The organism is Streptomyces sp. SudanB25_2051, assembly GCF_964272635.1.
GTDB lineage: Bacteria > Actinomycetota > Actinomycetes > Streptomycetales > Streptomycetaceae > Streptomyces.
In genome coordinates, this window is sequence record NZ_OZ186787.1 from 5800197 (window position 1) to 5812128 (window position 11932).

Annotated in this window: 14 protein-coding genes; 7 read left to right on the plus strand and 7 right to left on the minus strand. The window is 75.5% G+C overall.

Annotation, left to right across the window (positions count from 1 at the left end; translation table 11 throughout):
• Positions 1–34: 34 nt before the first annotated feature.
• Positions 35–781: a GntR family transcriptional regulator gene (locus ACSUPT_RS25485; protein ID WP_351964747.1), complete on the minus strand. Its 747-nt coding sequence runs from the start codon at positions 779–781 to the stop codon at positions 35–37.
• A gap of 125 nt (positions 782–906) precedes the next feature.
• Here ACSUPT_RS25485 and ACSUPT_RS25490 point away from each other — a divergent pair, with 125 nt between their 5' ends.
• On the plus strand, positions 907–1485 hold the full coding sequence (locus tag ACSUPT_RS25490) for a GNAT family N-acetyltransferase (RefSeq protein ID WP_399217584.1): 579 nt from the start codon (positions 907–909) through the stop codon (positions 1483–1485).
• Between the two features lie 191 nt (positions 1486–1676).
• Here the strand turns inward: ACSUPT_RS25490 and ACSUPT_RS25495 are convergent, their stop codons facing one another.
• Together ACSUPT_RS25495 and ACSUPT_RS25500 are read right to left on the minus strand one after the other, a co-directional pair.
• Positions 1677–2045: a VOC family protein gene (locus tag ACSUPT_RS25495; RefSeq protein WP_351964749.1), complete on the minus strand. Its 369-nt coding sequence runs from the start codon at positions 2043–2045 to the stop codon at positions 1677–1679.
• 24 nt (positions 2046–2069) lie between these two features.
• The gene (locus ACSUPT_RS25500; protein ID WP_436945641.1) at positions 2070–2936 is read right to left on the minus strand and encodes a class I SAM-dependent methyltransferase; all 867 of its coding nucleotides are present in this window, start codon (positions 2934–2936) and stop codon (positions 2070–2072) included.
• 127 nt (positions 2937–3063) lie between these two features.
• On the opposite strand from ACSUPT_RS25500, the gene ACSUPT_RS25505 reads away from it, so the two are divergent.
• From ACSUPT_RS25505 to ACSUPT_RS25515, 3 genes are read left to right on the plus strand one after another with little or no spacing between them, the layout of a single operon-like run.
• Positions 3064–3405 carry a hypothetical protein gene (locus tag ACSUPT_RS25505; protein WP_351964751.1) on the plus strand — a complete coding sequence of 114 codons (342 nt, stop codon included), beginning with the start codon at positions 3064–3066 and terminating at the stop codon, positions 3403–3405.
• A 27-nt stretch (positions 3406–3432) separates the two neighbouring features.
• A complete protein-coding gene (locus ACSUPT_RS25510; RefSeq protein WP_351964752.1) occupies positions 3433–4770 on the plus strand; it encodes an NAD(P)/FAD-dependent oxidoreductase in 1338 nt (445 codons plus the stop codon).
• A gap of 1 nt (position 4771) precedes the next feature.
• The gene (locus ACSUPT_RS25515; protein ID WP_436945643.1) at positions 4772–6613 is read left to right on the plus strand and encodes a transketolase; all 1842 of its coding nucleotides are present in this window, start codon (positions 4772–4774) and stop codon (positions 6611–6613) included.
• Between the two features lie 109 nt (positions 6614–6722).
• On the opposite strand, the gene ACSUPT_RS25520 is transcribed toward ACSUPT_RS25515, so the two are convergent.
• Positions 6723–7886 (minus strand): baeRF2 domain-containing protein, encoded by a 1164-nt coding sequence (locus tag ACSUPT_RS25520; RefSeq protein ID WP_351964754.1) that lies wholly within the window; start codon positions 7884–7886, stop codon positions 6723–6725.
• Between the two features lie 134 nt (positions 7887–8020).
• Between ACSUPT_RS25520 and ACSUPT_RS25525 the strand changes: the two genes are divergently transcribed.
• Complete coding sequence (locus ACSUPT_RS25525) at positions 8021–8596, plus strand: TIGR03086 family metal-binding protein (RefSeq protein ID WP_361663193.1); 576 nt, start codon at positions 8021–8023, stop codon at positions 8594–8596.
• 145 nt (positions 8597–8741) lie between these two features.
• Here the strand turns inward: ACSUPT_RS25525 and ACSUPT_RS25530 are convergent, their stop codons facing one another.
• The 3 genes from ACSUPT_RS25530 to ACSUPT_RS25540 are packed head-to-tail and all read right to left on the minus strand — an operon-like array spanning position 8742 to position 10182.
• Positions 8742–9302, minus strand: coding sequence for a type 1 glutamine amidotransferase domain-containing protein (locus ACSUPT_RS25530; protein ID WP_351964756.1), 561 nt, complete (start codon positions 9300–9302; stop codon positions 8742–8744).
• A gap of 55 nt (positions 9303–9357) precedes the next feature.
• Positions 9358–9786, minus strand: coding sequence for a CBS domain-containing protein (locus ACSUPT_RS25535; protein WP_351964757.1), 429 nt, complete (start codon positions 9784–9786; stop codon positions 9358–9360).
• A gap of 33 nt (positions 9787–9819) precedes the next feature.
• The gene (locus ACSUPT_RS25540) at positions 9820–10182 is read right to left on the minus strand and encodes a DUF2795 domain-containing protein (RefSeq protein WP_351964758.1); all 363 of its coding nucleotides are present in this window, start codon (positions 10180–10182) and stop codon (positions 9820–9822) included.
• Positions 10183–10469: 287 nt separating this feature from the next.
• Between ACSUPT_RS25540 and ACSUPT_RS25545 the strand changes: the two genes are divergently transcribed.
• Both ACSUPT_RS25545 and ACSUPT_RS25550 read left to right on the plus strand, forming a co-directional pair.
• Complete coding sequence (locus tag ACSUPT_RS25545; RefSeq protein WP_351964759.1) at positions 10470–10652, plus strand: hypothetical protein; 183 nt, start codon at positions 10470–10472, stop codon at positions 10650–10652.
• 482 nt (positions 10653–11134) lie between these two features.
• Complete coding sequence (locus tag ACSUPT_RS25550; RefSeq protein ID WP_361663187.1) at positions 11135–11926, plus strand: SigB/SigF/SigG family RNA polymerase sigma factor; 792 nt, start codon at positions 11135–11137, stop codon at positions 11924–11926.
• The last annotated feature ends 6 nt before the right edge of the window (positions 11927–11932 follow it).

Consider the following 11932-nt stretch of genomic DNA (forward strand, 5'->3'; position numbering starts at 1 on the left):
CGTACGACAGGCCGCCCACCGGGCGCCGCGGGGCTCAGTTGGACTGGAGCACCGGCAGCGCGGGCGCGCCCGTCGGCAGCATGTGCTTGGCCGCGAGCACGGGCGTCTCCCCGACCCGCACGACCTGGGTGACCAGCACCGCCGGGGTGTCCGCCGGCCGGTCCAGCTGCTCGCCGCGCCGCTGCCCGAGCAGGGTCGCCGTGACCGCGCTGTGCGCCCCGAGCGCCACCCCGCGCGACGCCCCGGCCAGCACCGCCAGCATCGAGGTGCGCTCCGGCGCCGCGGCCTCCCGCAGGGCGGCGGCGAAGGACGGATGGGCCCGCTCCAGCACCTCGTCGGGCGCCGCCCACTCCTGGCTGAGCGCCGCCGCCGTGCCCTCGGCCGCCAGCAGGGACTCCCAGAACCGCAGCTCCGCCCGGACGGGGGCCAGCAGGTGCTGGGCGGTGAAGTCGGTCGGCTCCTCCACGGTCCGCAGCAGCGCCCGTACGCGGACGGGGGCGCCCGCGCCGAGCAGCTCCTCCAGGGGCCGGACGTGCTCGAAACCGCGCCGGGGCGGCTGGTCGTTGACGGTGCGGCCCACGCCGCGGCGCACCGACAGCAGCCCGTCCTCCTGGAGCAGCAGCAGCGCCTCGCGCAGGGCAGGCCGGCTGACGCCGAGTTCGGCGGCGAGGCGCGGCTCGGACGGCAGGGTGGAGCCGGGCGGGTAGGTGCCGGCGTTGATGGCGTCGACGATCCGCTCGTACAGCACCACGACCGGACGCCGCTGCTCCGCACCGACCACCGCAGATACCTCCTGGCTCGCCTGTCCGCCGATCACCCGCACGGTATGCCGCCCGCCGCCCACCAGGCAATCCGTGCTTGTCTGACAAGCTTGGGCCGGTGGTGGAGGCGATCTACGCTGGACCGATGTCCGACGTCACCGCGCCGCACCCGCCGTACCTCGCCGAGGGCCCCCGCGTGGGCCTGCGCCCCTTCCGTCACGAGGACGCCGGGGAGTTCACCGCGCGGGCACGGGAGAGCAAGGACCTGCACCACCCCTGGCTGTTCCCGCCCGACACGGCCGAGGCCTACGCCGGATACGCCCGCGCCCTCATCGAGGACCCGGCCCGGCTCGGGTACCTGGTGTGCGAGCGCGACGGCGGCGCCATCGCCGGGTTCGTCAACATCAACAACATCGTGCGGGGCGCGTTCCAGTGCGGCGCCCTCGGATACGGGGCCTTCGCGCACGCCGCCGGGCGCGGACTGATGAGCGAGGCCCTCGCGCTCGTCGTCCACCACGCCTTCGGCCCGCTCGGACTGCACCGGCTGGAGGCCAACATCCAGCCGGGCAACCACGGTTCGCTCGCCCTGGTGCGCCGCGCGGGCTTCCGCAAGGAGGGCTACTCCCCGGCGATGCTCCGCGTCGACGGCGCCTGGCGCGACCACGAACGCTGGGCGATCACCGCGGAGATGCCCCTCCCGCCCGTCGGCGGCCCCCGCCGCTGACCGCCGCCCCGCGCCGCCGGCCGCCGCGCCGCCGACCGCCGCGCCGCCGACCGCCGCGCCCCTGGGGGCCGGTGCTTTTCGCGCCGGCGTTCGCGATGGTCCTCCCCGCCGGCGACGACCTTCCCGCGGCGATGGGCCGTCGCGTGGCGGCGGGCACCGGTCCGTCCGGGGACCGTCCCGTAGAGCCGTGCCTACGGCGTGCCGTCGGCGTCGGGCGTGCGCCGGTCCACGTACTCGAAGACCGAGCCGTCCGGGTGGATCGCGATCAGATTGCGGCCCACCGGCGTGGGCACCGGACCGGCCACGATCTTCGCACCCACCTCGGTCAGCGTCGCGTGCGCCGCGTCCACGTCCGCCACCGCGATCGTCGCCGTGACCTTGCGCAGCACCTCCAGCTCCGATTCGGGGCCGCTCATCAGGAGGAAGCAGCCGACCGCCGCGACGCGGACCCCGCCGCGCTCGAACCGCAGGGCCGGGGCTCCCGTGAGGCGCTCGTAGAACGCCGTCGCGGCGTCCAGGTCGTCGACGCAGACGCGCAGTGTGGTACCGAGGATCTCCATGCGCACCAGGGTAGTTGGAACGGATCACACCCGGCAGAGGATCTCCCCGTGCGGCACCCCGAACCAGCCGTCGTCGTGGCGCCCCCACTCCCGCCATCCCTCGGCGAGGGCGGCCAGCCGCTCCGGCGACGTGTGGCCCGCCTCCACCGCCAGCCGCCCGTACGCCGACCGCGTCGTGCGGTCCGCCCACAGCCCGCTCCACCAGGCACGGTCCCCGGGTGTGGCGAAGCACCACATCGAGGCGCCGGCCGTGATGTCGGTGAACCCGGCGGCCCGCGCCCACGACAGGAGCCTGCGCCCCGCGTCCGGCTCGCCGCCGTTGGCGCGCGCCACCCGCCGGTACAGCGCCAGCCACTCCGACAGCTCCGGCACCTCGGGGAACCAGGTGAACCCCGCGTAGTCGCTGTCCCGCACGGCGACGACCCCGCCGGGCCGGCACACCCGCCGCATCTCGCGCAGCGCGCCGACGGGATCCCCCACGTGCTGGAGCACCTGGTGGGCGTGGACCACGTCGAAGCTGTCGTCGGGGAAGTCCAGCGCGTGCACGTCCGCCACCGCGAACTCCACCGTGTCCAGGCCCCGTTCCGCGGCCGCCGCCCGTGCCTGCTCCAGCACGCCGGCCGACGCGTCCACCGCCGTCACCCGGCCCGGCGCCACCCGCTCGGCCAGGTCCGCCGTGATCGTGCCGGGACCGCACCCCACGTCCAGCACCTCCAGGCCGGGGCGCAACTCGCCCAGCAGGTACGCCGCGGAGTTCCCGGCCGTACGCCAGCGGTGCGAGCGCAGCACCGACTCGTGGTGTCCATGGGTGTAGACAGCGTCCTTCACGGCTCCGCTCCCCGTCCGACTCGATGGGCGGTACGGGCGCCACGCTACGGCATTCCGCCGCATGGCGAGACGGCTTTCTCGCGATGTGGGACGGCCGTGGGCGGGCGGGCCCCGCGGGACCGCCGCGCGTCCCACCACGTCGGCGGACACGGGCTGTTAGCGGCGCGGCGCCCCGGGTACCCGGCGCCCCATGAGAAACAAGACCCCGCGGTCCCGGCAGCCGGCCCGGGCGGCCACCGCGGCGCTCGGCGGTGCCCTGGTGGCCGCGCTCGTCACGGTGGTCCGCCGCCGCGCCGCCCGCACCGCCGAACGCCACCCCCTGCGCGCCCTCGAACCGGAGCCCACGGGACCCGACACGCAAGCCGGCGACGGCGGTGAGCCCGGCGAGGTCCGCGTCGTCGCGCCCGGAGCCTCACCCGCCCCGGTCGTGCCGCCCCCGCCACCGCAGGACGCCGCCCCCGCCGAACCGACCGAACCGGCGACGCCGCCGGGGCCGCCCGCCGACCCGGAGGCACCGCACCACCGAGCCTGAACCGCACACCATCCCTCGGGAGGCCCAGTGACCACCCAGCCGCGGCGCCGCCCGCGCGTCCTCATCGTCGGAGCCGGCTTCGCCGGCTACCAGACCGCCCGCGAACTCTCCCGCACGCTGCGCGGACGTGCCGAGATCGTCCTGCTCAACCCCACGGACTACTTCCTCTACCTGCCCCTGCTGCCGCAGGTCGCCGCGGGCGTACTCGAACCCCGCCGCGTCACCGTGTCCCTGCCGGGCACCCTGCGCCACGTACGGCTCGTCCTCGGCGAGGCGGGACGCGTCGACCTCGACGCCCGCCGCGTCCACTACACCGACCCGGAGGGCACCCCCGGCGACCTCGGCTACGACCGGCTGGTCCTCGCCGTCGGCAGCGTCAGCAAGCTCCTGCCGATCCCGGGCGTCGCCGAGCACGCCACCGGCTTCCGCGGCCTGCCCGAAGCGCTCTACCTGCGCGACCACATCACCCGGCAGGTGGAGCTCGCCGCGTCCGCCGCCGACCCCGCCGAGTGCACCTCGCGCTGCACCTTCGTCGTCGTCGGAGCCGGCTACACCGGCACGGAGGTCGCCGCCCACGGCAAGATGTTCACCGACGCGCTGGTCCGCAAGCACCCCGCCTGGCCCGAGGGCGTACGGCCCCGCTGGATGCTCCTCGACGTCGCCGACCGGGTCCTGCCGGGCCTCGACAAGCGCCTGTCGGACACCGCCGACCAGGTGCTCCGCTCCCGCGGCGTGGACGTCCGCATGGGCACCTCCGTCAAGGAGTCCACACGTGAGGGCGTCCTGCTGGACACCGGCGAGTTCGTGGCGACGCGCTCCCTGATCTGGTGCGTCGGGGTGCGCCCCGACCCGCTCGTCTCCGAGCTGGGCCTGCCCGTCGAGCGCGGCCGGCTCGTCGTCACCCCGCAGCTGGAGGTGCCCGGCAAGCCCGGCGTCTACGCCTGCGGCGACGCCGCCGCCGTTCCGGACCTGCACCGGCCGGGCGAGTTCACGCCCATGACCGCCCAGCACGCCGCGCGGCAGGGCAAGGTGGCCGCCCGCAACGTCGCCGCGTCCCTCGGCGTCGGCGACCCCGTCCCGTACCGCCACAGCGACCTCGGCTTCGCCGTCGACCTCGGCGGGGTCAAGGCCGCCGCCAACCCGCTCGGCGTCCCCCTCTCGGGCATCCTCGCCGGAGCCGTCACCCGCGGCTACCACCTGGCCGCCATGCCCGGCAACCGCGTGCGGGTCGCCGCCGACTGGCTCCTGGACGCGGCCCTGCCCCGCCAGGCCGTCCAGCTCGGGCTGGTCCGCTCCTGGCAGGTCCCCCTCGACACGGCCTCGCCCGAGCTGGCCAAGACCGGCCCCGCACCCCGCAAGGAGTGACATGAGCCCCGAAGAACTCACCGAACTGGGCCAGCAGCTGCGCGTCGACGCCGTCCGCGCGTCCGACGCGGCCGGCTCCGGCCACCCCACGTCGTCCATGTCGGCCGCCGACATCGCGGCCGTCCTCCTCGCCCACCACCTGCGCTACGACTTCGACCGGCCCGACCACCCCGGCAACGACCGGCTCGTCCTGTCCAAGGGCCACGCCTCGCCCCTGCTGTACGCGCTGTACCGGGCCGCGGGCGCCATCGACGAGGACGAGCTCCTCACGTACCGCACGCTCGGCAGCCGCCTCGAAGGGCACCCCACCCCCCGGCTGCCGTGGGTGGACGTGGCGACCGGCTCCCTGGGGCAGGGCCTGCCCGTCGCCGTCGGCATGGCGCTGGCCGGGCAGAGGCTGGACCGGCTGCCGTACCGCGTGTACGTCCTGTCCGGCGACAGCGAGATGGCCGAGGGCTCGGTGTGGGAGGCCGTCGAGCACGCGGCGTACAACCACCTGGACAACCTCACCCTCGTGGTGGACGTCAACCGGCTCGGCCAGCGCGGCCCCACCCGCCACGAGCACGACCTGGACGCCTACGGACGGCGCCTCCACGCCTTCGGCTGGCACGTCGTCGAGGTGGACGGTCACGACGTGGAGGCCCTGGACTCGGCGTTCTCCGAGGCCCGCTCCACCACCCGGCAGCCCACCGCGATCCTCGCCCGCACCCACAAGGGCCGCGGCGTCGAGGCCGCCGAGGACCGCGAGGGCCTGCATGGCAAGCCGCTGAAGGACGCGCAGGCCGCGATCGCCGAGCTCGGCGGCGTACGCGACGCCCGCGTCACCGTCCAGGCGCCGCCGGACGGCGAACCCCCCGCCGTGCCGCCGGACACCGTGCCGGAACTGCCCCGGTTCGACGTGGGGGACGAGGTGGCCACCCGCACCGCGTACGGGCACGCGCTGGAAGCCGTCGGCTCTGCCCTCGGCCGGGTCGTCGCCCTCGACGCCGAGGTCAGCGACTCCACCCGCACCGAGTTCTTCGCCAAGGCCCACCCGGACCGGTACTTCGAGTGCTACATCGCGGAACAGCAGATGGTCGCCGCCGCCGTCGGCCTCGCCGCGCGCGGCTACGTGCCGTACGCCTCCACGTTCGCGGCGTTCCTCACCCGCGCCCACGACTTCATCCGCATGGCCGCCGTCAGCCGCGTCGGCCTCAACCTCGTCGGCTCGCACGCCGGGGTCGCCATCGGCCCGGACGGCCCCTCCCAGATGGGCCTCGAGGACCTGGCGATGCTCCGCGCCGTCCACGGCAGCACCGTCCTCTACCCGTGCGACGCCAACCAGACGGTCCGCCTCGTCGCCGCCATGGCCGGCCTCGACGGCATCCGCTACCTGCGCACCACACGCGGCGACCTGCCCGTCCTGTACGGCCCCGACGAGGAGTTCCCCGTCGGCGGGTCCAAGGTGCTGCGCCGCCACGACGACGACAAGGCCACCGTCGTCGCGGCCGGCGCCACCGTGCACGAGGCCCTCAAGGCCGCCGACCTGCTGGAGCGCGAGGGCATCCCCGTACGCGTCATCGACCTGTACTCGGTCAAGCCCGTCGACGCGGACACCCTCGACGAAGCCGCCCGGCAGACCGGCTGCCTGCTCACCGTCGAGGACCACCACCCGGAGGGCGGTATCGGCGACGCCGTCGCGGAGGTCTTCTCCGACGGCCGCCCCGCCGCCCGCACGGCCCGCCTCGCGGTCCGCGGCATGCCCACATCCGCCACCCCGGAGCAGCAGCTCCACGAGGCCGGCATCGACGCCGACGCCATCGCGTCGGCGGTGAAGCTCCTGGTGGAGCGGGTCATCGCGTAACGCGGCACAGAGCGGGCGCGTGGCATCGCGTAACCCCGCAGCCACAGCGGGCGCCGACGGCCGGAGGCCGTCGGCGCCCGCGCGTACGCGACCGGACAGGGGCCGGCCGCTACATCGTCGCGGCCTCCGTCTCCTTCTCGTCGTACGGCCAGCGCAGCAGCGCCCCGAGCCCGCCGACCGGCAGCTCGTCGTCGATCTCGGGCCGTACGCGCAGCACGTCCGCGCCGGTCGCCAGCGCCGACCGGAGCAGCGCGTCGTCCGCCCGCGCGGGCAGCGGCTCGGTGTCGCCCAGGTACTGCGTCTCCGAACGCCGCACCGCCAGCTGGTCCGGACGGGCCCCCACCCACACCTGGCGGTGCGCGTCCGGGCCCTCCGGGCGGATCAGCAGCTCCGCGATCCGGTGCTCACGCGCCGCCTCCACCAGCGCGGGCACGCCCTCGGCCGCCGTGGAGCCCGCGGCGCTCGCCCCCTCCGGGGCCCGCGCCGCGCGGAACCGGTCCAGCTCCGCCTCGGCCCTGCGCCGCAGGAACGCCTCCTTCGCGGCCCGCACGTCCTCGTCGAGCCGGTCCCGGCGGGCCCCGGCGGCCCGCCCGCCGTGCTCGCTCTCCACCACGTCGGCGGTGAGCGCGACGGGCAGCCGCTCGTGGACCGAGCGCCGCTCCCGCTCGTCACCCGCGAGGACGACCACGTCCACGCCGTACTCCGGCACGGCGTCCGCGAGCGCGTCGGCGACCTTCTGGGCGTTCTCCTCCCAGGTGTTCTCCACACTGAGCTGGAAGTGGCGCTCGGACCAGGCGTTGCTCGACGTGCGGTGCATCGGCCACTCCCTGCCCTGCACCTGCCCGGCCGGCATCGCCCCGATGGGGCTGCGCAGCTCCAGGTCGGCGCCGGACCGGTCGATGTAGGCGACCAGGCACACGGGCTCCTGCGCCGCCAGGTCCAGCAGCGGGCCGAGGCGGGGGAGCGCCGACCAGAACACCTGGGACGGCGCGAGCGGCCGCACGGCCAGCGGCGGGTCGAGCACGACCTCGCCGTGCGTGGCGAAGACCGCGCGCCCGGCCTCGCCGGCCGGCCGCGGCCAGTCGGACAGCGCCTCGTGGACTGCCCGCACGGTCGCCTCGTCGCACCCGAGCGCGGCCAGCTCGTCGCACGCGTTGCGCGCCATGAGCTCCTGCCGCCACTGGGCGGACTCGTCCATCCGTGACGTGTCGAGATACACGCTGGCCCAGGGGCCCGGACGGTCGTAGAGACTGGTCAGAAAGGCGAGTTGCATGGCTCCCTCCCGGAGGCCGGAATGTCCGTTCCCGGCGAGTACCCGTGCGGCCGGACGCCACACGGCCGCACTGCTGTCGCGTGGAGCCCCGCAGCCGCACAGAGTGGAACCCCGACCCCCTACGGAGGTGACCCATGTCCGGCAGCCCGCTCCTGGACCGGCACAAGCAGGCCCTCGACCTGTTCTCGTCGCGCGTCCACGCGATCAGGGACGACCAGTGGGACGCGCCCACGCCGTGCACCGAGTGGCCGGTGCGCGCCCTGGTCAACCACCTGACCGGCGAACAGCTGTGGGTCCCCGACCTGGTACGGGACGGGCGGACCGTCGCGGAGGTCGGCGACGCGTACGACGGGGACGTGCTCGGCGACGACCCGGTGGCCGCCTGGGACCGGGCGGCGGCACGGGCGCGGGAGGCGTTCGCGGAGGACGGCGCCCTGGACCGCACGGTGTCCCTGTCGTCCGGTGACACGCCGGCCACCGCCTACTGCTCCCAGATGATCACGGACGCGGTGGTGCACGCCTGGGACCTGTCGCGGGCGATCGGCGCCGACGAGCGGCTCCCGCCGCAGCTGGTGGACTTCGCGCTGCGGGAGGTCACCCCGTACGCGGACTCGCTGGCCTCGTCGGGCCTCTTCGCCGATCCGGTGCCCTCGCCGCCGGACGCCGACGCGCAGACGCGGCTGCTGAACATGATGGGCCGCCGCACCTGAGGGACGGGACGGCGGCGGCGCACAACCGGCGCGGAGCCGGGCGACCCGTACGCACGCGCCACGGGCGCCGGCCGCCGGGTCGGGCGGCCGGCGCCCGTGCGGTACGGGACCCCGGCTCGGTCGGTCCGGGCTCAAGGGCCTCGGCTCAGGCGGCCTCGGCGCCGGCGCGGGCCTTCGCGAACTCCTCCGTGAACGCCGCGCAGAACGCGCGCAGGTCGTCCGGCTTCCGGCTGGTCACCAGCGTGGTGCCGGAACCGTCGCGCGAGACGACGACCTCCTCGTCGACCCACTCGCCGCCCGCGTTGCGGATGTCCGTGCGCAGGCTCGGCCACGAGGTGAGCCGCCGGCCGCGCACCACGTCCGCCTCGACGAGGGTCCACGGCGCGTGGCAGATCGCCGCCACGGGCTTTCCGGCCTCGAAGAATCCGCGGACGAAGGCCACGGCCTTCTCGTCCATCCGGAGCGCGTCGGGGTTGGCGACGCCGCCCGGCAGGACCAGCGCGTCGTACCCGTCCGGCGACACCTCGTCCACCGTCCGGTCGACGGGGAACGTGTCCGCCTTGTCGAGGTGGTTGAACGCCTGCACCTCACCGGGCGCGGTGGACACCAGCTCCGGCGAGTCCCCCGTGTCGAGCACCGCCTGCCACGGTGCGGTCAGCTCGACCTGTTCGACGCCCTCGGGCGCCGTGAGAAACGCGATGCGCACGATGTACTTCCCTTCCTCGTCATCTGCACGGTCAGCTTCCTGGCCCGCACGTCCCTCACGCGGGTTCGGTGTTCGGCTCCGCCCTGCTGATCTCGGCGAGGGCCGAATCCGGGTCCTCGGCGACCGCGAGGTCCCCGAGGCTCACCACGCCGAGCGGCCGGCCGTCCGCCACGACGGGCAGCCGCCGTACGGCGTGCCGGCGCATCAGGCGCACGGCGGTCGCCACCTCGTCGTCCGGGCCCACGCACACGGGGTCCGGGGTGCACACGGTCTCGGCGTTCACGGTCAGCGGGTCGGCGCCCTCGGCGACCGCCCGTACCGTGATGTCGCGGTCCGTCACCACCCCGAGGAGCAGGTCGCCGTCGGCGACGAGCACGTCCCCGATGTCCTGCGCCCGCATCAGCTGGGCCGCCTCGACCAGCGAGGCGTCGGGGCGCACGGCGGCGACGCCCGCCGTCATGACCTCTCTCACGAGCTGCGCCACGGCTGCCGTCACTCCCTCCGTCGCCCCGGCCGGTCAGGCGCGGTGCAGGGCCACCGCGACGTCCTGCACGCTGCGGTACGTGCGGTCTCCGGGCAGGTCCTCCACCCGCTCGGTGAGCGGATCGGGTGCGTGGCGCTCCCGCAGGACGCGCAACAGGTCGCCCCGGTGGGCCGGGAACGGGGTACGGGCGAGGTGCCGGGCCAGTTCCAGGCGCAGCGCCTCGAACGTGTCGCCCGGTACGCGCCCGAAGGCCAGGTCCGGGTCGTCGTCTGCCACCGGTTCGGGGTCGTGCCACTCCTCCGTACGGGTGGGGTGGCCGGACCGGAGCAGCCCTTCGAGCTGGTGCTTCATCGCGTCGTCCTGACGCCGGCTGAGCCGGTCGCTGCCTCGCTGCATGGCGCCCTCCCAGGTGCCGCGTGTGTCGGTCGCCGGGCGGGTACCCGGCGCGGCCGACGCAAACCCCGGCGCCCGGCGCCCGGCGGTTTGGGCCCGGGGGGCCGGGGGGACTCGCCGCTGCGGCCGACGGGCGGGCATCCACCGGCGGCCGGGGCGCCCACCGGCCGGCCGCGGAGGGGCCGGCCGCCGACGGGCGGCGGGGCTGAACGGCCCGGCGGCCGGACTGACGGGCCCGGTGGCGGGCCTCCGCCCACGGGCGGCGCGGACTCGGACGGAAGGACGGGGCGATGGACGTGACGGCCGTACTGATCGCCCTGGCCCTGCCGCCCGTGATGCTCGCGGTCGTCATGGCGATGTCGGGCTACGAGGACCTGGTGCTCCCCGCGGAGCCGGCCGACGTCCCACCGGCCGACGCGGCGGAGACCGGGCCGGAGGTGCTGGGTGCCGAGGCCCTGAGCGCGGGCGAGTGAGCGCACCCCGCACGCGGAGGTACTGGAGTACTCCGCGCCGAGGCGTCGAATACGGCGAGTGGAGCGCAGCCCGCGCCGAGGCCCCCCGGAGCACCGGCGGCGAGCGCACCCCGCGGCCCCCGCGTGTCACCCGTACGGCGGCATGTCCCGCTCTTCGGCAGCGCGGGCGCCGGGCCCGGACCGGTGCCGTCCCGAACTGCGGCTATACCGCCTCCCGCATGCCGGACCGGCCGGCGGGCGCCGTGGTCCCGGCGCTCGCGCACCCGCCTTGGCGAGCCGTTCCGGGAGATCCGGCGGAGAGTGGTTTCAAGGCGTTTGCCACCCCGGGCCCCGGGCAGGCGCAACTCGTGCTTCGGACCGGAGGCACGTCCGTGGGAGCGGAGGACCCCCGCTCCGGGCGTGCCTGTCCACGTCCGGTCCGGGGCGGAGCTTCCCCGGGGTGACAGCCAACCGTCAGCGCCGTTCAGGGAGCTGAGAACCACATGCCTACGCTCGCTCACTCGAAGCATCCGCACGATGACGCCCCCGACACCGCCGAGGCGTTCCGCCGCCTGGCCTCACTGCCGCCCGGCGAGGAACGGGACCGCGTGCGCCAGGACATCGTGCGTGCCTGGCTGCCGATGGCGGACCGGCTGGCCGGCCGGTTCCGCAACAGGGGCGAGGCGCTGGAGGACCTCAAGCAGGTCGCCGCGCTCGGCCTGGTCAAGGCCGTCGACCGGTACGACCCCTCGCGCGGCGCGGCCTTCGAGAGCTTCGCCGTGCCCACCATCACCGGCGAGATCAAACGGCACTTCCGGGACCACATGTGGACCCTGCACGTGCCGCGCCGCGTCCAGGACCTGCGGGGCCGGGTGCGGGTGGCGTACCAGGAGCTGTCCCACTCGGTCGGCGGGCGCGCCCCGACGGTCGCCGAGATAGCCGAGAAGGCGGGGATGACCGAGGAGGAGGCCGCCGCCGGCCTCGAAGCCCTCGACAGCTTCACCGCCTTGTCCCTGGACGCCGAACTGCCCGGCACGGAGGACGGCTACACCCTCGTCGACGCGCTCGGCGGGCCCGACCCCGCCCTCGACGTGGTCGTGGACCGCGAGGCCGTCAAACCGAAGCTGCGCAGCCTGCCGGAGCGCGAGCAGAAGATCCTGTACATGCGGTTCTTCCGCGACATGACGCAGAGCAGCATCGCCGAGGACCTCGGCATCTCCCAGATGCACGTGAGCCGCCTGATCAGCCGCTGCTGCAACCGGCTGCGGGAGGACATCATGCGGGACGCCGCGTAGGGCGTG

Coding starts and splice junctions, on each gene's coding strand:
- ACSUPT_RS25525 (WP_361663193.1), top strand. CDS start 8,021: ATGTCCGGCAGCCCGCTCCTGGACCGGCACAAGCAGGCCCTCGACCTG.
- ACSUPT_RS25495 (WP_351964749.1), bottom strand. CDS start 2,045: ATGGAGATCCTCGGTACCACACTGCGCGTCTGCGTCGACGACCTGGAC.
- ACSUPT_RS25515 (WP_436945643.1), top strand. CDS start 4,772: ATGAGCCCCGAAGAACTCACCGAACTGGGCCAGCAGCTGCGCGTCGAC.
- ACSUPT_RS25540 (WP_351964758.1), bottom strand. CDS start 10,182: ATGCAGCGAGGCAGCGACCGGCTCAGCCGGCGTCAGGACGACGCGATG.
- ACSUPT_RS25550 (WP_361663187.1), top strand. CDS start 11,135: ATGCCTACGCTCGCTCACTCGAAGCATCCGCACGATGACGCCCCCGAC.
- ACSUPT_RS25545 (WP_351964759.1), top strand. CDS start 10,470: ATGGACGTGACGGCCGTACTGATCGCCCTGGCCCTGCCGCCCGTGATG.
- ACSUPT_RS25520 (WP_351964754.1), bottom strand. CDS start 7,886: ATGCAACTCGCCTTTCTGACCAGTCTCTACGACCGTCCGGGCCCCTGG.
- ACSUPT_RS25505 (WP_351964751.1), top strand. CDS start 3,064: ATGAGAAACAAGACCCCGCGGTCCCGGCAGCCGGCCCGGGCGGCCACC.
- ACSUPT_RS25490 (WP_399217584.1), top strand. CDS start 907: ATGTCCGACGTCACCGCGCCGCACCCGCCGTACCTCGCCGAGGGCCCC.
- ACSUPT_RS25500 (WP_436945641.1), bottom strand. CDS start 2,936: ATGCGGCGGAATGCCGTAGCGTGGCGCCCGTACCGCCCATCGAGTCGG.